The sequence below is a fragment of the Streptomyces acidicola genome (assembly GCF_009377235.1).
GTDB lineage: Bacteria > Actinomycetota > Actinomycetes > Streptomycetales > Streptomycetaceae > Streptomyces > Streptomyces acidicola.
Window position 1 is genome coordinate 1 of sequence record NZ_VMNX01000067.1, and the last position, 18,256, is coordinate 18,256.

At 71.2% G+C, this 18,256-nt stretch carries 17 protein-coding genes; 5 read left to right on the top strand and 12 right to left on the bottom strand.

Translation table 11 applies throughout. The annotated features are described in order from the left end of the window. The first annotated feature begins 203 nt into the window (after nucleotides 1–203). Nucleotides 204–1,706, top strand: coding sequence for a DUF1996 domain-containing protein (locus tag FPZ41_RS19175; RefSeq protein ID WP_152864235.1), 1,503 nt, complete (start codon nucleotides 204–206; stop codon nucleotides 1,704–1,706). A 109-nt stretch (nucleotides 1,707–1,815) separates the two neighbouring features. Here FPZ41_RS19175 and hypF read toward each other — a convergent pair whose 3' ends face one another. From hypF to FPZ41_RS19190, 3 genes are read right to left on the bottom strand one after another with little or no spacing between them, the layout of a single operon-like run. Then, nucleotides 1,816–4,164 carry a carbamoyltransferase HypF gene (hypF, locus tag FPZ41_RS19180; protein WP_322620428.1) on the bottom strand — a complete coding sequence of 783 codons (2,349 nt, stop codon included), beginning with the start codon at nucleotides 4,162–4,164 and terminating at the stop codon, nucleotides 1,816–1,818. Further along, complete coding sequence (gene hypB / locus FPZ41_RS19185; RefSeq protein ID WP_152864237.1) at nucleotides 4,161–4,937, bottom strand: hydrogenase nickel incorporation protein HypB; 777 nt, start codon at nucleotides 4,935–4,937, stop codon at nucleotides 4,161–4,163. Before hypB ends, hypF begins: the two co-directional genes overlap by 4 nt. Next, nucleotides 4,937–5,260: a hydrogenase maturation nickel metallochaperone HypA/HybF gene (locus FPZ41_RS19190; protein WP_152864239.1), complete on the bottom strand. Its 324-nt coding sequence runs from the start codon at nucleotides 5,258–5,260 to the stop codon at nucleotides 4,937–4,939. Before FPZ41_RS19190 ends, hypB begins: the two co-directional genes overlap by 1 nt. Before the next feature lie 231 nt (nucleotides 5,261–5,491). Here FPZ41_RS19190 and FPZ41_RS19195 point away from each other — a divergent pair, with 231 nt between their 5' ends. From FPZ41_RS19195 to FPZ41_RS19205, 3 genes are all read left to right on the top strand, one after another. Continuing rightward, a complete protein-coding gene (locus FPZ41_RS19195; protein ID WP_131561778.1) occupies nucleotides 5,492–5,854 on the top strand; it encodes a cupin domain-containing protein in 363 nt (120 codons plus the stop codon). A gap of 288 nt (nucleotides 5,855–6,142) precedes the next feature. Beyond that, the gene (locus FPZ41_RS19200; RefSeq protein ID WP_152864241.1) at nucleotides 6,143–6,655 is read left to right on the top strand and encodes an Hsp20/alpha crystallin family protein; all 513 of its coding nucleotides are present in this window, start codon (nucleotides 6,143–6,145) and stop codon (nucleotides 6,653–6,655) included. A 276-nt stretch (nucleotides 6,656–6,931) separates the two neighbouring features. Then, on the top strand, nucleotides 6,932–7,726 hold the full coding sequence (locus FPZ41_RS19205) for an RNA polymerase sigma factor SigF (protein WP_131561775.1): 795 nt from the start codon (nucleotides 6,932–6,934) through the stop codon (nucleotides 7,724–7,726). A 229-nt stretch (nucleotides 7,727–7,955) separates the two neighbouring features. Here the strand turns inward: FPZ41_RS19205 and FPZ41_RS19210 are convergent, their stop codons facing one another. Beyond that, the gene (locus FPZ41_RS19210; protein ID WP_152864243.1) at nucleotides 7,956–8,315 is read right to left on the bottom strand and encodes an ANTAR domain-containing protein; all 360 of its coding nucleotides are present in this window, start codon (nucleotides 8,313–8,315) and stop codon (nucleotides 7,956–7,958) included. Between the two features lie 135 nt (nucleotides 8,316–8,450). Here FPZ41_RS19210 and FPZ41_RS19215 point away from each other — a divergent pair, with 135 nt between their 5' ends. Continuing rightward, the gene (locus tag FPZ41_RS19215; protein WP_152864245.1) at nucleotides 8,451–9,143 is read left to right on the top strand and encodes a UdgX family uracil-DNA binding protein; all 693 of its coding nucleotides are present in this window, start codon (nucleotides 8,451–8,453) and stop codon (nucleotides 9,141–9,143) included. 24 nt (nucleotides 9,144–9,167) lie between these two features. Here the strand turns inward: FPZ41_RS19215 and FPZ41_RS19220 are convergent, their stop codons facing one another. The 8 genes from FPZ41_RS19220 to FPZ41_RS19255 all read right to left on the bottom strand — a co-directional run bounded on the left by FPZ41_RS19220 (nucleotide 9,168) and on the right by FPZ41_RS19255 (nucleotide 18,201). Beyond that, a complete protein-coding gene (locus FPZ41_RS19220; protein ID WP_152864247.1) occupies nucleotides 9,168–9,374 on the bottom strand; it encodes a hypothetical protein in 207 nt (68 codons plus the stop codon). Beyond that, complete coding sequence (locus tag FPZ41_RS19225; protein WP_152864249.1) at nucleotides 9,371–10,681, bottom strand: ABC transporter permease; 1,311 nt, start codon at nucleotides 10,679–10,681, stop codon at nucleotides 9,371–9,373. Before FPZ41_RS19225 ends, FPZ41_RS19220 begins: the two co-directional genes overlap by 4 nt. Before the next feature lie 3 nt (nucleotides 10,682–10,684). After that, nucleotides 10,685–11,470 (bottom strand): ABC transporter ATP-binding protein, encoded by a 786-nt coding sequence (locus tag FPZ41_RS19230; protein ID WP_152864251.1) that lies wholly within the window; start codon nucleotides 11,468–11,470, stop codon nucleotides 10,685–10,687. Nucleotides 11,471–11,594: 124 nt separating this feature from the next. Continuing rightward, entirely contained in the window at nucleotides 11,595–12,314 is a 720-nt protein-coding gene (locus FPZ41_RS19235) for a LutC/YkgG family protein (RefSeq protein WP_322620429.1), read from the bottom strand. After that, nucleotides 12,311–13,822 carry a LutB/LldF family L-lactate oxidation iron-sulfur protein gene (locus FPZ41_RS19240; protein ID WP_152864253.1) on the bottom strand — a complete coding sequence of 504 codons (1,512 nt, stop codon included), beginning with the start codon at nucleotides 13,820–13,822 and terminating at the stop codon, nucleotides 12,311–12,313. The genes FPZ41_RS19235 and FPZ41_RS19240 overlap by 4 nt, the downstream gene beginning before the upstream one ends. Beyond that, nucleotides 13,819–14,574: a (Fe-S)-binding protein gene (locus FPZ41_RS19245; protein WP_152864255.1), complete on the bottom strand. Its 756-nt coding sequence runs from the start codon at nucleotides 14,572–14,574 to the stop codon at nucleotides 13,819–13,821. The genes FPZ41_RS19240 and FPZ41_RS19245 overlap by 4 nt, the downstream gene beginning before the upstream one ends. A 97-nt stretch (nucleotides 14,575–14,671) precedes the next feature. Beyond that, nucleotides 14,672–16,165, bottom strand: coding sequence for a rhamnulokinase (locus FPZ41_RS19250; protein ID WP_228022834.1), 1,494 nt, complete (start codon nucleotides 16,163–16,165; stop codon nucleotides 14,672–14,674). Continuing rightward, nucleotides 16,162–18,201, bottom strand: a complete 2,040-nt coding sequence (locus tag FPZ41_RS19255; protein ID WP_152864257.1) for a bifunctional aldolase/short-chain dehydrogenase — start codon at nucleotides 18,199–18,201, stop codon at nucleotides 16,162–16,164. The genes FPZ41_RS19250 and FPZ41_RS19255 overlap by 4 nt, the downstream gene beginning before the upstream one ends. Nucleotides 18,202–18,256: the final 55 nt, after the last annotated feature.

Genomic DNA, 18,256 nt, shown 5'->3' on the forward strand with positions numbered 1-18,256 from the left:
GATGCCGGGGGTGGGCGCTTCACGCCCTGATAGTCCGACTCTGTCGCCTCACGCCGGATTCGGGGATCAATGCCGGTTTCGCGCATGGAGGAAACCATGAATCTGAGAATTCGCTGAACAATCGGCGCTCAGATCCGTATCCAAGGGAGCTTCACACACACCGGACGTAATCGCCGGCTCAGAGGAAGTTTCAGAGAGGCCTGATGAGACGCAACACGCGAAAGAGATCGAAGACCACCGTTCGAGCGGTGGGCGCGGTGGCAGCACTGGCCATGGGAGCCGGTGGAATCGTGGCGGCCAACATCTACGCCTCAGCCGGTGAGACCAACACGGCGCAGCGTTCCGCCCAGAATCAGTTGGCGGCGACGGCGGCCTCCACCATCGACTGCCCCGACGTCGGCCAGCAGTTGAAGGCGGTTCCCGACCAGGCGCGGTCTCAGGTGGACAAGGAACTGGCGCTCCTCGACAAGCAGATATCCGAGGCCTACCAGCGTCTTGCCACGTCCCAGCGGGCGATTCAGCAGGACGCCAACTTCGCGCAGAACGCGATCGTGAGTCCGCTGAAGGACAAGCGGACGGCCACGATCGACCGGATCGTCATCGCCATCGGCCGCTCGGCGGCCAAGCCGCAGGGCCTTGAGGCTCTGGCCACCTGCAAGTTGCTGTCCACCGGTGGTAACCAGACCAACGCCGGTCAGGGCAACAACCAGGGCGGCAACAACAATCAGGGTGGCAACAACCAGGGCGGCAACCAGGGTGGCGGCAACGGCAATGCCGGACAGCCGGCCGTCGGCGGCCCCGCCGCCGCCGACTACGTGGACATCACCAAGGTCCGCCCCAATGTGAGCGCACAGCGCAAGTCGGGGAAGGCTTCGAAGGGCGCGTTCGCCACCAAGTGCGGCGTGAACGCCAACAAGCTGTACAACACCGACAACGTCATCGTCGCGCCCGGTGTCACCAACGGCGCACACCACACGCACGACTACGTCGGCAACCAGTCCAACGACGCCTTCGCGACCGACCAGGACTTCGCCAAGGCCAAGACCAGTTGCCAGAACCGCAGCGACAAGTCCTCCTACTACTGGCCGGTGCTGCGTCTGCAGGACGGCAGCAAGGAGTTCGACGCGGACCAGCAGGGCGGCGGCGCCGAGGGCAACATCGGCAAGATCCTGACGGCCAAGCAGTCCACCCTGACCTTCGTCGGCAGCCCCCGTGGCAAGGTGGTGGCGATGCCGAAGTTCCTGCGCATCATCACCGGTGACGCCAAGGCGTTCACCAACGGGACGGCCAACGCCAACGCCTCCTGGAGCTGCACCGGCTTCGAGAACAAGGTGCAGCTGAAGGACAAGTACCCCCTCTGCCCGTCGGGCAGCGATGTGGTGCGTACGTTCAAGTACCAGAGCTGCTGGGACGGCAGCAACATCGACAGCGCCAACCACCGTACGCACGTGGCCTTCGCCGACGCGAGCGGCAAGTGCCCGAGCGGCTTCAAGGCCATTCCGCAACTGGTGCACCGTCTGGTCTACGACGTGGACGCGCCCAGCCTGAAGGACAACGGGAAGACCCGTCCGTTCTTCGCCGTTGACGGCTTCCCCGAGCAGGCGCACAAGCCGGTCACCGACCACGACGACTTCATCAACGTCTTCGACGAGCGGCTGATGAAGAAGATGACCCAGTGCATCAACACCGGACGTAAGTGCAGTTGACCGTCCACGGGGGTGGGCGTCGCTCCGACGACACCCACCCCCACCCGGCGTCCCACCCTTCGCCGGCGTCCTCCTTCAGCGCCCGTCTCCAGCGCCCCTCTTCAACGTCCTACGTGTCGTCCCTGTGAGCTGCGGCGACCAACTGGCCGAGCGCGAGACCGCCGTCGCCCGGCGGGACCCGCCGGTGGCGGAGCACCGTGAAACCGTCCTCCGCCAGCAGCGCCGCGCAGGCGGAGTCGAGCAGCGCGTTGGCGAACACTCCGCCCGACAGCGCGGCCACGGCCGCTCCCGTCTCCCGGCGGGCGGCCCGGCAGACCTTCGCCACCGCCGCCGCGACCGCACGGTGGAAGCGGGCGGCGATCACAGGAACGGGCACCCCGTGCCGCAGGTCGGCCACGATCGCGGCCAGCACCGGCCCCGGGTCCAGGCCGCCGGCGAAGTGGTATGCCCCGGTCTTCTCCGGCCAGGCGAGGACCGCCGCCGCCTCCAGCTCGATCGTGGCCTGCGCCTCGTAGCGTGCGCGGTGGCAGACCCCGGCCAGGGAGGCGACCACATCGAAGAGCCGGCCCATGCTGGACGTCGGCACACAGCCGATGTCGAGGTCCAACTGCCGGTCCAGCAGGCGTAGTTCGGCGGGCGTGCAGGCGGCGACGCAGGGCATGTCCGCATCCCAGGGCAGGCAGGCGGCCCGCAACCGCGCCAGCGCCACACGGCACGGATCGGCCACGCCCGCGTCACCGCCGGGCAGCTGCGCGTACGGCAGCCGGGCGAAGAGGCGGTAGCCGTCGTAGCCGGCGATCAGCACCTCACCGCCCCAGATCGCCCCGTCGTCGCCGTACCCCGTGCCGTCGAAGGCGACGCCGATGACGCGCGCACCGCCGTCCAGACCGTGCTCGGCCATCACGGACGCGATATGGGCGTGGTGATGCTGCACCGGGTGCAGGTCGATGCCGCGCGCCTGCGCCGTACGCCGCGCCCAGCGGGACGAGTGGTACCCCGGATGCCGGTCGGCCGCCAGCAGCTCCGGGGCGACCCCGGTCAGCGCCCGCAGACGTCCCTCGGCCCGCTCGAAGGTCCGTACGGCGGTCAGGTCGGCCAGGTCGCCGATGTGCGGGGAGAACCAGGCGACGCCGTCCGCCCCGAGACACAGGGCGTTCTTCAGATCACCGCCCACGGCCAGCGCCGGGGTGATGGGCACCGGCAGCGCGACCGGCTCCGGGACATGGCCGCGCGACCGGCGCAGTACGACCTCGCCGCCCCCGTCCGCCCGGACACGCACCACGGAGTCGTCGCAGGGCGCCTCGATGACCTGGTCGTGCCACAGCCAGGCGTCAGCGATCCCGGTGAGCCGCTCCAGCGCCTCGGCGTCGTCGGTGACGATCGGTTCCCCGGCACGGTTGCCGCTGGTCATCACCAGCACCCGGGGACCCGGCGGATCGCCCGGCAGGCCGAACAGCAGCCGGTGCAGGGGGGTGTACGGGAGCATCACCCCGACGTCCGGGCTGCCCGGGCACACCGCCTCCGCCAGCCCGGCGGCCTGAGCCCTACGGCGCAGCAGCACGATCGGGCGCCGACGGCCCGTCAGAACCGACTGTTCCTCCGGGGCGACGTGGGCCAGCCGCTCGGCCGCCGCCAGGTCGGCGCACATGACCGCGAACGGTTTGCCGCCGCGCTCCTTGCGTGCGCGCAGGGCGGCGACGGCCCGCTCGTCGGCGGCGTCGCAGGCCAGGTGGTAGCCGCCGAGCCCCTTGACGGCCAGTACAGCACCCCGTGCCAGCAGCAGCCGGGCCTCGGCGAGAGCCGGCCCGCCCTCGTGGGGGCGTGTGCCGGGGACGGTGAGCCGCAGCCTGGGCCCGCAGTCGTGGCACGCCACCGGCTGGGCGTGGAACCGGCGGTCGGCCGGGTTCGCGTACTCGGTGGCGCAGTCCCGGCACAGGGGGAACACGGACATGGTGGTCGTCGCCCGGTCGTAGGGCACGCCTGTGGAGATGGTGAAGCGGGGGCCGCAGTGCGTGCACGTGATGAACGGGTGCCGGTGGCGGCGGTCCGCCGGGTCCGCCAGCTCCCGCAGACAGTCCTCGCACGTCGCGGTGTCCGGCGGAATGAGCGTCCGGCCCGTGCCGCCGTCCTCGGACGTGTGGATGACGAAACTGCCCGCGCCGAGAGCCGGGACGGTCTCGTACGCCACCTCCTGCACGTCCGCCAGCGGCGGTGGTCTCTCGGCCAGTGCCCGGCAGAACTCGGCCACCGAGTCCGGGGCGCCCTCCACCTCGGCGACCACGCCCTCGATGCCGTTGCGTACGTGGCCCGCGAGGCCCAGCTCCGCCGCCAGCCGGTGCACGAAGGGCCGGAACCCCACGCCCTGCACGGTCCCGCGCACGGTCACCCGCCGCCGTTCCGCGGACGGTGCGGCCGTGTTCGGGGCGGCCGTGCTCGGGGTCGTCGTCGCGGAGGTCACGTGACGGCGGCCCGGGACACCCGCCCCTGGCCGTGAGCGTCGTGGGCCTCGGCGGGGCCGTTGTCGTGGCCCTGGCGGCGCGGGTGATCCACCGCGAGCAGCGGGGCGTGCGGCGCCGCTCCGTCCGCGACGGCGAGGACGCGGTCGAGCAGGATGTCGACGCCCCGCCCGTCACGGGACGAGGTGCGCAGGATCTCCACGCCGGGATTGACGCGTTCCACGGCCGTCGCGAAGGCGGCGTCGTCGAAGCCGGTGGCGTCCGAGAGATCCGTCTTCGTCAGCACCACGAGATGGGCCGCGCCGAAGGCGGGCGGGTACTTCAGCGGCTTGTCCTCGCCCTCCGTCACCGACATCAGCGTCACGCGCAGCGTCTCGCCCAGGTCGTAGGAGGCGGGACAGACCAGGTTCCCGACGTTCTCCACGAACAGCAGGCGGGTTCCGTCCGGGAGCCAGCCGTCGATGAGGCCGGACACCTGCGCGGCCTCAAGGTGGCACAGGCCACCGGTCAGCACCTGCTTCACGGGCGCTCCGGAGCGGGCGAGGCGGCGGGCGTCGTTCTCCGTGGCCAGGCCCGCGGTGAGCGCGGCGACGGCCAGTCCCCGCTCGCGGGCACGGCGCAGCACCACCTCCAGCAGCGCGGTCTTGCCGCTGCCGGGGCTGGAGAGCAGACTGACGGCGGTCACCCGCCGCCGCGCCAGATCGGCGCGGAGCTCCGCGGCCAGACCGTCGTTCCTGGCCGGCACGGCCGTCCGTACGTCGACGCTGCGGCACATCACGGGCTCCCTGCCATTCGTACCTCCGCCAGTTCCAGTTCCCGCCCGGTCAGCAGTTCGGCCGCCGGGGTGTCGCAGCGCGGGCACCACAGCGCGGCCGGCGAACCGACCGCGAACCGCGCGTCGCAGTCGCCGCAGCGGGCCCGCACTGATACCTCCTCGACGACCAGTTCGGCGCGGTCCAGCGCGATGCCCTCGGCGACGAGCGAGAACGAGCAGCGCAGCGCGTCCGGGACCACACCCGCCACCGCGTCCGCCCCGTGCACGCGGGCGACGCCCTCGGCGCTCTCCACGACGACGGCGGCGATCGACAGCTCGTGCATGGTCCGCCACGGTAAGCACGGCCCGGGACCGGGCCCGGCACCCGGCTGCTGATGAACTGTGTTTTCCCCTGGGCGGCCCACGCCGAAGACCGCCGGGGGAGTGGACTTCAGCGGGTCGGGACGGGACGGCACCAGCGGAGCCCGTCACCGCTGTCCCTCCGATGGCAGTCCCGGCTTGACAGACGGACGATGGACAGGGGGAGCGGAATTGCCGGAATACAGGGAGCCGTCATGATTGAGGCGAAAATGGTCGGCAAGCCCGACGAACGGCGCGATTTCCCGCGCGGACACCTGGAGGCAGTCCACCTGACCGGACTGGACTTCGCCGTGGCCACCTTCGATCCCGGCTGGCGCTGGACGGAGTCCGTGGCCCCGATCATGGGCACGGAGCACTGCCAAGTCCACCACAACGGCTACGTCGTCCAGGGACGTATGCGTATCCGTATGGAGGACGGTGAGGAAGCCGAGCTCGAAGCAGGCGAGGCCTTCGTCGTCCCGCCCGGGCACGACGCATGGGTCGTGGGTGACGAACAGTGCGTGATTTACGACTTCGCGGGTGGCATGGCGAAGGACTACGCCAAGTCACAGGGTTAGGCCGACGACCCGCACGAAGTCGCCGAAAGGACGGTGTGTCGTCAAAAGGCCGGCCGACCAGCGCGGCGATGCGCGCAGGGCGGCCCTGGTCGTTGTGGTGCGCGAGCGCCCCAGCCCGTGAGTGCCTCAGCCGGGACCGCCCGTCATGATCTTCCAGACCCTTGTCGCCCCCGGCAGGTTGAGCCGGTGGTCGAACTTCTCCACCAGGGCCGCCCCGCAGGCGAGGCATGCCGCCATCCACGAACGAATCCCGGAACGGATCCGGGAAAGAAGGGCAGGTGATGGGCGATGACCTTGCCCGTGCGGAGCCGGCGGAGTGGCGGAGCGACGACGGAGCGGCCCCTCGGGTGGGCACGCAATCCGCTGCTGGAATTCGATGAACTCCTCAACCAGATGAGCGGGCTGATCGAATCCACGGTGGGCGGCACGGCCCCCGCGGTCGCGTGGACACCCCTCGCGGACGTCAGGGAAACCGACGACGCGTTCCACGTCGAGATCGAACTCCCCGGTGTCAGGAGCAAGGACGTCGACATCGAGGCCGGTGGCCAGGAACTGGTCGTCACCGGAGCGGTCGAGGAGAAGGAGCGCGAGGGAGTCCTGCGCCGGAGCACCCGCCGGACCGGCGCCTTCGAGTACCGGTTGCGGATGCCGGGATACCCCGGAAACATCGACACCGAGAAGATCAAGGCGGACATGTCGGACGGCGTGGTCTCGATCACCGTCCCCAAGGCGGAGGTCGACAAGCCCCGGCACATCCACATCACCGAGAGCGGTGAGAGCGGCGAGAGCACCGGCCACTGAGTACGCGACTCGCCGGCGCCGGACAGCGTTCCGGCGCCGACGCGTGGCCGCAGGTCACCTGCGCGATCGGCGGCGCCACCGAACCCGCTACCGGAAATCGGGCCATCTGAATTGTTTCTTTGGTCCGAATGGCGGGAAATGAGCGTTTAGTGCTTCGGACAGGAGGCACGTCCGTGGGAGCTGGTGCGCCAGGCCCCGAATGTCTCCCCGTACGGTCCGAGTGCGCGCCCTCCCATGGTGACTGCCCGGTCACTCGTGGAGGGAGATGCGACGCACATGCGCATCACCGTGAGAACGAGGCAACACCCGCACGACGACGCCCCCGACACGGCCGACGCGTTCGACAGGCTCCGGGCGCTGCCGGACGGGCCGGAGCGCCAGACGCTGCGTGACGAGATCGTCCAGGCGTGGCTGCCCATGGCCGAGCGGATCGCCGTCCGGTTCCGGGGGCGCGGCGAGTCCCTCGAAGACCTCTGCCAGGTGGCGGCGCTCGGCCTCGTCAAGGCCGTCGACCGCTACGACCCGGTGCGGGGCAACGCCTTCGAGAGCTACGCCGTCCCCACCATCACCGGCGAGATCAAGCGGCACTTCCGGGACCACATGTGGGTCCTGCACGTGCCGCGCCGCGTCCAGGACCTGCGCAACCGGGTGCGCTCGGCATCGAAGGACCTGTCGCAGGAGGTCTCCGGGCGCAGTCCGACCGTCGGCGAGATCGCCGAGTACGCCCATCTGAGCGAGGAGGACGTGCTCGTCGGCATGGAGGCCCTGGACTGCTTCAGCACGCTGTCGCTGGACGCCGAGCTCCAGGGCAGCGACGACGGCTTCTCGCTGGGGGACGCCCTCGGCGGACCGGACGGCGGCTTCGACCTCGTCGTCGACCGCGAGTCCGTCAAGCCATGCCTGCGCGCGCTCCCGGAACGGGAGCGGACCATTCTCTACCTGCGGTTCTTCCGCGGTATGACCCAGAGCCACATCGCGCAGCAGCTCGGCATCTCCCAGATGCACGTCTCCCGGCTGATCAGCGGCTGCTGCGCCCGCCTGCGCGACGAGATGCTCACCGAGCCCGTGTGACCCACGAGAAGAGTCTGGCGCCGTCGAACCAGCCGCCCAGCCACCCCGGTCGATCCAGCCGCCCGGTCGAGAATCCTCGACCGGGCGGCCGGACGGTGAGCTCACTGTCGAACCCTCCCGGGACGGGTTCGTCAGAACCGTGCCTCAACGCTCCGAACTAACCAGGATGAAGCCGCTGAAACACGCCGGAGCCGCCCGGGCGCCACTCCGACGTGTCCGGCACGCGCCCCTAGGGTGCGGCCTGCTCCTCCGGGAACTGGGTGGGCCCGTAGCGGTCGAGGGTGTTCTCCAGCTCGGCCCGGATCTCCGGCGGCAGTTCCCCGTTGCGGCCCCAGATGATGATCATCTCGGCTATGTTGCGCAGCTTGATGTTCGTGTGCTGCGAAACCTCCCGCAGGACCGACCAGCCCTGGTCGGGCGTGACCCGGGCCCAGGCGACGATCATGCCGATCGCCTGGTCCACGACGGCATGCGAGGTGACGGCCTCCTTGAGCTGGTGGACCTCTTCTTCGAGCTCAAAGATCCGTTCGGTGGCGTCCGTCGCCGTCTCCGGGAAGTCGCTGCCTTCCGGATGGGTCTGTGAGGGCATCGTCCCTCCCGCGTGACGCGAGCCGTCTCTTGTCTCCATGGCACTGCGGTGAGCGCCTGTTCGCATCTTGAGGAGCGGTCCCGACGCGTTCGCGGGACCCGAGGGGGTACTCGGACTCGCTGGAGGTGAGCGCACATGTGCCCCTCGAAGACCACGCGGGAGAACACGAGCGGCAGCCAGGCCTACGATGCCGGGCCGTATCTGCCGCGCAGCGGTGGCCTCGACGCGTACCGGCGGGCCGCCGCGCGCTGCCAGGGCTGCCCCCTGTACGAGAACGCCACCCGGACCGTCTTCGGCAAGGGCCCCGAGTCCGCCCGCATCATGCTGGTCGGCGAACAGCCCGGGGACCAGGAGGACAGGCGGGGCGAGCCCTTCGTCGGGCCGGCCGGGCGGCTCCTCGGCAAGGCGCTGGAGGAGGCCGGCATCGACCGGGACGAGGCGTACGTGACCAACGCGGTCAAGCACTTCAAGTTCACCGTGACCCCGGGCGGCAAACGCCGCATCCACAAGGCGCCGGACCTGCGTGAGATCTCCGCCTGCCGCCCCTGGCTGCTGGCCGAACTGCACCTGACGCGTCCCGACGTCGTGGTGGCCCTGGGCGCGACCGCGGGCAAGGCCCTGATGGGCAGCTCGTTCCGGGTCACGAAGGACCGCGGTGCCCTGCTCCGGATGCCGGGCGCGGAGCAGGGTGCGTACGTCGTGGCGACGCTGCACCCGTCGGCGATCCTGCGCGCCTCCGACAAGGACCGGGAGGCCGCGTACGCGGGGCTGGTGTCCGACCTGAGCGTGGCCGCGAAGGCACTGGCGGAGTGCGAGCCGACGGCCTGACCAGCCACACGCGGACCGTTCGCTCTACGGCTTGCGGGCCACACCGGCGACGCTGTCCACCTCGGCCGGCAGCTGCGCATCGGTCTGCTCCGGGCGCCCGTGGGCGACGGAGAGCAGGCTGGGCTCCAGCAGGCCGAGACCGTCGAAATCGACCGCCGCCGTCGTCGCGGCATACGCCCCGGGCGGCCGCCCGAAGCAGCCGCCCGTTGCCGTGCGGGACCACACGCTCACGCGGCCAACGCGACCGCCTCCACCGCCGGCGTCCGCAGCGTTCGCCGGGCCGTGCCGAGGCTGGTGCCCAGCGTCGCCACCGCCGCGACCGCGACGATGCCCAGCCACATGCCCAGGCCCTGCTCCGGCCACACCGAGTCCGTACGGACCATCGTGAAGGGCAGGATCCCGGCGAGCCCGGCCACCGAACCGAAGGAGACACCGGTCGCCGTCAGCACCAGCCCCTCCACGCCGACCGCCCCCAGCACCTGCCCCGGAGTCGCGCCCGCCAGCCGCTGCTGGCCGAACTCACGGCGGCGGTACGTCGTCGCCGCGTACAGGGAGTTGACCAGCATGATGCAGGCGAAGACCACGATGATGCCGACGACCGTGAGGTTGAGGGTCTCCAGGTTCTTCGCGTCGACCGACTTCGGCACACCGGACGCGTCGATGACGTCGTTCTCGACCGCCTGCATGTACAGCGTCGCTGTCGCCAAGCAGGTGAAGAGAGTCAACGGCATGAGTACACCGGAGAGCTGACTCGCGCGCTCCCTCAGCGTCCGCACGGCCACCCAGCCGCTCGCCCCGGCCAGCGGCAGCCGGCCGAGCATGCCCGACAGCAGCCGCGGCGTGAGAAGCGCGAACCCGGCCGACAGCAGGACCGCCCCGTACACGGGAGGTGCCATCAGCGCGGCGTCCGTGGCGGAGAACGCGAACGTGGAGCACACTCCCAGAGCACCGAGGACCAGCGCGGCGTACGCGAGCAGCGTTCGCGCACCGCCCCGCGGTGGTCGGCGCCGTGTCGCCCGCCGTACGGCGAGGAAGGCCGCGCCCACCGTCGCGAGCAGCGTGATGTCGATGCCCGTCAGCAGGGCGACGGGACCGAAGGAGTACGACACCGAGTCGGCGACCTGACCGGTGTCCTGGAACATCTCCAGCAACAGCCGCCCGCCCAGCATCGCGGGCCCGATCGCGACGACCGCCCCGATCAGGGCGACCGCCACCGACTCACCCACGACCATCCGCCTGAACTGCCCCGGAGTCGCCCCTGAGCAGCGCAACAGCTCCATTTCAGCGGTCCGTTGACGGATGTTCACCGTCACCGTGGACGCCACAGCGAAGAACACCAGCAGCGTGCCGTACCCGCCGACGACGGCCGCCGTCGTGGACAGCGTCTCCGCGCTCACGGAGTCGACGCCCCGCTGCCCGGCCGTGTCGTGCATCGAGTTGAACGTCATGATGATCGCCGCGCCCAGGAACGCGGACAGCAGCGTCGCCATGAAGCGCCCCGGCCGCTGCCGGATCGAACGCATCGCCAGCACGAACATCGCTCACACCCCCGCCGTCACGCCGTCGCCCAGGTGCGCCAGCCGCTCCGCGACCGCGTCCACCGTGGGTGCCGGCATCTCGCCCGCGAGCCGTCCGTCGGCGAGGAACACCACGGAGTCCGCGTACGAGGCGGCCACCGGGTCGTGCGTCACCATCACCACGGTCCGGCCGTGCGTCCGTACGGCATCCCGCAGCAGCTCCAGCACCTCGCGCGCGCTGCGCGTGTCGAGCGCGCCCGTCGGCTCGTCCGCGAAGATCACCCGCGGTTCGGTGACCAGCGCCCGCGCGATCGCCACCCGCTGCCGCTGCCCGCCGGACAGCTGGTCCGGCCGGTGCCCGAGCCGGTCACCGAGACCGACCGCCGTCAGCATCTCCTTCACGCGGCGGCGGTCGACCCGCCGCCCGGCGAGCTTCAGCGGGAGGATGGTGTTCTGGGCCACCGTCAGCGTCGGCAGCAGGTTGTACTGCTGGAACACGAACCCGATCCGCTCCCGCCGGAACCGGGTCAGCGCGGCCTCGCCGTCACCCGTCATCTCCGTGCCGTCGACCACCACGATGCCGCGGTCGGGCCGGTCCAGCCCCGCCGCGCACTGCAACAGCGTGGACTTGCCGGACCCCGAAGGCCCCATCACCGCGGTGAACGTGCCCCGCGCCAGACTGAGCGTCACCCCGTCCAGCGCCGTCACGGCACTGTCGTCGCTGCCGTACGTCCTGCTGACCTTGACCAGCCGGAGCGCTTCCGGGGCGGGCCCCGCATCGGCCGTGCCCCGCCTGTTTCGCCGGAACATCTCGTCCCTCCCCGTCCTGGCACGCCGTGTGCCTCGCCAACGAAGCTACGGAGATCGGAGCGGGGCCACACTGGGCGCAGAACCCGTATCGGGGGGTGTACCCAGCGACACCCCCCGGGGTCCCTCAGACAGCCAGGTGCTGGGAGGTGACCTCGGCTTCGGGCGGCGTACCGCTCACGAGCACCACCTCCAGGGTGCGCGGACCGTGCACCCCCTCGACGCGGTCCAACTCGATGTCACTGGTCGCCGACGGACCGGAGATCCAGGTCAACGGGCGTGCCGCGTCGAGGCGTTCGAGGCCCTGCGGGACCGAGGAGACGACCTGGCCGGGGACGCGTACGACGCAGATGTGGTGGTCGGGGACGAGGGTGATGCGGCGGCGGCCCTGGTCGGGCGAGCCGTCCAGGACGATGGTGCCGGTCTCGGCGATCGCGACCGCGCAGCCCGTCACCACGCTGTCGACACGGTCCAGTTCATGCGGGGTGCTCTCCGCACGGTCGTGGACACGGGTCGCGTCCACCGCCTTCAACCAGGAGGGCGGCAGCTCCGGCGGGACAAGCACGCTCGTCGACCCTCGCTCGGTGAGGAGCCGCATGAGCACCTCCGGCAACTCCTCCTCCGTGCAGCGGTGCACGAGCGCCCGGTAGTCGGCCAGGTTCTCGGCGAGGAGGTCCACCGTCTCCTTGACGCTCCGGTCGCCGTGCTCGCGCAGATAACTCCGGTCGATGGCCTCGTCGTACTGGGGGTACCTCCCAGGCCGTTCAGGCACTGGGGGAGTGTCGTCCTGGCGTACGTCCGCGAGTGCGCGCCGTACGCGGCCCAGGATCGCGTCCCTGCTGCTCACTTTCCGCTGTCCTTTCCACCGTGGGTGCGCTGCCACCAGTCGCGGAACGGCTCCGCGGGGACGGCGGGGAGGTCGCGGCTCCCGGTCCACGCCTTCCCCGGCCCCGGCAACGCGCGCGGGTGGAGGCGGCGGGTGCGGGACGCGAGCCGCTGACCGGTGCGCAGGGCGCCGGGGCGGCTGAGCGCCCAGCGGGCCGCACGCATCGCCGCGCGCTCGGCGGCGTGGCCCTTGGCCGGTTTGAGGACGACCTTGTTGCCGCGCTGGGTGACCTGGCCGCCCTGCGTGACCCGCTCCCGCAGGTGCACCAGCACCTCGGGGATGTCGATGGCGACCGGGCACACCTCGTAGCAGGCGCCGCACAGGGACGATGCATACGGCAGGGAAGCGTCGATCTCGCTTGCCGTGCCCCGGAGTTGGGGACTGAGGATGGCGCCGATCGGGCCCGGGTAGACCGAGCCGTACGCGTGGCCGCCCGCCCGCTCGAACACCGGGCAGACGTTGAGGCACGCCGAGCAGCGGATGCAGCGCAGGGCCTGGCGTCCGACCTCGTCGGCGAGGGTGTCGGTGCGGCCGTTGTCCAGCAGGACCAGATGGAAGGTGCGCGGACCGTCCGCCGTCTCCGCGTCCGTCGTGCCCGTCCACATCGACGTGTACGGGTTCATGCGCTCGGCCGTCGAGGAGCGGGGGAGGGTCTGGAGGAACACCTCCAGGTCCTGCCAGGTGGGCACGATCTTCTCGATGCCGACCACCGAGATCAGTGTCTCGGGCAGGGTCAGGCACATGCGGCCGTTGCCCTCGGACTCCACGACGACCAGCGTGCCGGTCTCGGCGACCATGAAGTTGGCGCCGGAGATGCCGACCTTGGCACGCAGGAACTTCTCTCGCAGATGGAGACGGGCGGCCTCGGCGAGTTCGGCGGGCGTGTCGGTGAGGCCCTCGGGCGCCGGGCGGCCCCACGCACTCATCTCGCGGGCGAAGATGTCGCGGATCTCGCCGCGGTTGCGGTGGATCGCCGGGACGAGGATGTGGGAGGGCCGGTCCTTGCCCAACTGCACGATGAGTTCGGCGAGATCGGTCTCGTAGGCGTGGATGCCCTCGGCCTCCAGGGCCTCGTTCAGTCCGATCTCCTGCGTGGCCATCGACTTGACCTTGACGACCTCTCTCTCGCCGGTCGCCTTCACGAGGTCCGCCACGATCCGGTTGGCCTCGTCGGCGTCGGCCGCCCAGTGGACCGTGCCGCCCGCCCGTGTGACCGACTCCTCCAACTGCACGAGGTAGCGGTCGAGATGGCGGAGCGTGTGGTCCTTGATCTGCTTGCCCGCCTCGCGCAGCGCCGCCCAGTCGGAGACCTCGGCGACCGCCCTGGCGCGCTTGGCGCGGATGGTGTGGGTGGCGTGGCGGAGGTTGCCGCGCAGGGTCGGGTTGTTGACGGCCTCCCGGGCCGCCTTGGGGAACGCAGGAAAGGCGGGTGGGGGAAACGCAGGCATCCCGACGAACGTCTCGCTCATCCCAGAGGCTCCTCTTCCGTACTCGCCAGGATCTCGGCGATGTGGACCGGACGCATCCCGGTCCGCAGCCGGGTCATCGTGCCGCCGATGTGCATCAGACAGGAGTTGTCGGCCGCGCACAGCACCTCGGCTCCGGTGGACTCGGCGTTGTGTACCTTGTCCGTCCCCATGGCCGCCGAGACATCGGAGTTCTTCACCGCGAAGGTGCCACCGAAGCCACAGCACTCGTCGGCGCCGGGCAGCTCGCGCAGTTCGAGTCCCTTGACCGCCTTCAGGAGCCGGCGGGGACGGTCGCCCAGGCCCAGGCTGCGCAGCCCGTGGCAGGTCGGGTGGTAGGTCACCGTGTGCGGGTAGTACGCGCCCACGTCCGTCACGCCCAGCACGTCCACCAGGAACTCGGTGAGCTCGTACGTCTTCGGCACGACCGGCGCCAGCGTGCGTGCGAGCGTGTCCCCGCGCCCCTCCGCCCGCGCCCGCTCACCCATGCGTGGATACAGCTCCCGCACCATCGCGCCGCACGACCCGGACGGCGTCACGATCGCCTCGTAGTCCCGGAAGACATCGGAGAACTGCCGGGCCAGTGGCTCCGCCTCATGCCGGTACCCGGTGTTGTAGTGGGCCTGCCCGCAGCAGGTCTGCCCCATGGGGAAGTCGACGTCGACGCCCAGCCTGGTCAGTAGTTTCACCACGGCACGGCCGGTGTCCGGATAGAGCGTGTCGTTGACGCAGGTCAGGAACAGGGCGACACGCATCGCGGCTCCTTGGGGTCGATCATCGGATGAGTGCAGGTTACGGCGTGGGCGCCCTGACGGGGAGGGGGCCCGCTCACGGAGTGGTGAGCCGGCCCGCTCAGCGAGTGGTGAGCCGGGCCTGAGCCGCGCGCCACGCCGCCGTGTCGCCGCGCGGCTCGTATCGCTCCAGCGGCTGCGTACGGGTGAGAAGCCGCCGCATCGCCACGCGGTCGCCGACCAGTCCCTGGGCCCGCGCCTGGACGAGGACGTTGCCGAGCGCGGCCGCCTCCGCCGGGCCCGCCACCACCGGGAGCCCGCAGGCGTCGGCGGTGAGCTGGCAGAGCAGCGCGTTGCGGGTGCCGCCGCCGACCACGTGGACCACGTCGACCGGGTGATCGGCGAGCTCCTGGGCCTCGGTGACGGCCCGGCGGTGGGCGAGGGCGAGCGAGTCGAGGATGCAGCGGGTGATCCCGGCGGGAGTGTCCGGCACGGGCTGCCCCGACTCCCGGCACGCCTCGGCGATCCGCTCGGGCATCCGTCCGGGCGCCAGGAACGCCGCGTCTCCCGCGTCCACCACCGACCGCAGCGCCGGCAACTCGCCTGCCGCCCGCAGCAGTTCACCGAGATCCGGTTCGCCCCACTCCCGCAGGCACTCCTGGAGCAGCCACAGCCCCATGATGTTCCGCAGGTAGCGGACCGTGCCGTCCAGGCCCAGCTCGTTGGTGAAGTTGGCGGCCCGGCTCGCCTCGGTGAGGACGGGGGCGTCCAGCTCCAGGCCCGCCAGGGACCAGGTGCCGGTGCAGATGTACGCGAAGCGCTCACCGGCAGCCGGGACGGCGGCCACCGCGGACGCCGTGTCGTGCGAGCCGACCGTCGTCACCGGCACCGGACCGGTCAGCCCCGTCTCCTCCAGTACCCGCTCCCGCAGCAGCCCCGCCGGGTCCCCGGGCTGCCGCAGCGGCGCGAACAGCTCCAGATCGATGTCGAGGCGCGCCGCCACGCCGTACGCCCAGTCACGGGTGCGCGGGTCGATCAGCTGGGTGGTCGAGGCGTTGGTGAGCTCGGTGCCTGGCTCGCCCGTGAGCCAGTACGTCAGCAGGTCGGGGATGAGCAACAGCCGTTTTGCGTACGCCAGTTGGGTAGACTCGCGGGCGGCCGCCAGCTGGTACAGGGTGTTGAAGGGCGCGTACTGCAGCCCCGTCGCCGCGTACAGCTCGGCGGCGGGCAGCGTGGCCCACACCTTCTCGGCGACGCCCTCGGTGCGCGCGTCCCGGTAGTGGACCGGGTTGCCGAGCAGGGTACCGTCGGCGTCCAGCAGGCCGTAGTCCACGGCCCAACTGTCGATGCCGACGGAGTCGAGACGGCCACCGCAGCGGGCACCGGCGGCCCGCAGCCCGTCCAGCACGCCCCCGTACAGCGCGAGGACGTCCCACCGCAGCCCCTCCGGCACGCGCACCGGCCGGTTCGGGAAGCGGTGGGCCTCCGTCAGCTCCAGGGAGCCGGCCCCCACCCGGCCGACCATGACGCGCCCGCTGGACGCGCCGAGATCGACCGCGGCGAAGGCCTTCACCCCCGTGCCCGTGCCCATGTCCGTGGTCATCTCCGCAGTCATCGCAGGAAGGCGGCGGCTACGCCGGCGTCGACCGGGACGTGCAGCCCGGTGGTGTGCGTCAGGTCGCCGCCCGTCAGCGCGAACACCGCGTTCGCGACGTGCTCCGGCAGCACCTCCCGCTTGAGGATGGTCCGCTGGGCGTAGAACTCGCCCAGCTTCTCCTCCTCCACCCCGTACACGGCGGCGCGCTTCGCTCCCCACCCGCCGGCGAAGATCCCGGAGCCGCGCACGACCCCGTCCGGGTTGATCCCGTTGACGCGGATGCCGTGCTCGCCCAGCTCGGCGGCCAGCAGCCGCACCTGGTGCGCCTGGTCGGCCTTCGTGGCGGAGTACGCGATGTTGTTGGGCCCGGCGAAGACGGCGTTCTTCGAGGCGATGTAGACGATGTCGCCGCCGAGCTTCTGCCGGATCATCACCCGGGCCGCCTCGCGCGAGACGAGGAACGAGCCGCGGGCCATGATGTCGTGCTGGAGGTCCCAGTCCTTCGTGGTCGTCTCCAGCAGCGGCTTGGAGATGGAGATGCCGGCGTTGTTGACGACGAGGTCGACCCCGCCGAAGGCGAGCACCGCCGTCTTGAAGGCCGCGACGATTCTCTCCTCGTCCGTGACGTCCACGGTGACGGAGACGGCCTTGTCGGGCCCGCCCAGCTCCTCGGCGACGGCGGCGGCGCCCTCGGCGTTCACATCGGCGACGACGACACACGCCCCCTCGGCCACGAGCCGCTGCGCGATGGCCTTCCCGATCCCGCTGCCCGCGCCCGTCACCAGCGCGACCCGTGTCGCGAGCGGCTTGGGCTTCGGCATCCGCTGGAGCTTGGCCTCCTCCAGGGCCCAGTACTCGATACGGAACTTCTCCGACTCCTCGATCGGCGCGTACGTCGACACGGCCTCGGCCCCGCGCATCACGTTGATCGCGTTGACGTAGAACTCACCGGCCACCCGGGCGGTCTGCTTGTCCTTGCCGAAGGAGAACATGCCCACGCCGGGGATGAGGACGATGGCCGGGTCGGCGCCGCGCATGGCGGGGGAGTCGGGCTCGGCGTGCCGCTGGTAGTAGGCGGCGTATTCCTCGCGGTACTCGGCGTGCAGCTCGCCCAGCCGGGCGACCGCCTCGTCCAGCGGAGCCGTGGGCGGCAGGTCCAGCACCAGCGGCCGCACCTTGGTCCGCAGGAAGTGGTCGGGGCAGGACGTCCCCAGCGCCGCCAGCCGCGGGTGCTCGGCGCGGGCCACGAAGTCGAGGACGACCTCGGAGTCGCCGAAGTGCCCCACCTGCGGCCGGTCCTGAGAGGCGATCGCCCGGACGTACGGCGCGAGCGCGGCGGCGCGCTCCCGCCGCTGGGCCTCGGGCAGCGCGTCGTACCCCTCGATGACGGGCCCGAAGGGCTCGGGCCTGCCCCGCTCGGCGAGGAAGGCCTCGGCGGTCCGGATGATGTGCAGCGAGTTCCGCTCGCACTCCTCGGCGGTGTCACCCCACGCCGTGATCCCGTGCCCGCCGAGGACGCACCCGATGGCCCCCGGGTTGCCGGCCTTCACCGCGGCGATGTCCAGCCCGAGCTGGAACCCGGGCCGACGCCACGGCACCCACACCACGCTGTCCCCGAAGCACTCGGCGGTCAGCTTCTCGCCGTCGGCCGCACAGGCGAGCGCGATACCGGAGTCGGGGTGCAGGTGGTCCACGTGGGCCGCGTCCACGAGCCCGTGCATGGCCGTGTCGATGGAGGGAGCCGCACCGCCCTTGCCGTGCAGGCAGTAGTCGAACGCGGCCACCATCTCGTCCTCGCGGTCCACACCGGGATACACCTCGGTGAGCGCCCGCAGCCGGTCAAGGCGCAGCACGGCGAGCCCTGCTTCGGTGAGCGTGCCGAGGTCGCCCCCGGACCCCTTCACCCACATCAGCTCGACGTCCCCGCCGGTCACCGGATCGGTCTCGGTGCCCTTCGCGGAGGCGTTGCCGCCGGCGTAGTTGGTGTTACGGGGGTCGGCACCGAGCCGGTGCGAACGGGCGAGGAGGGCGGCGGCTTCGGGGTGAGGTGCCATGTCTGTTCAGTCCTTCTCAAGAATGGGGTACGGGGAGCGCCCCTCAAGGGGCGCG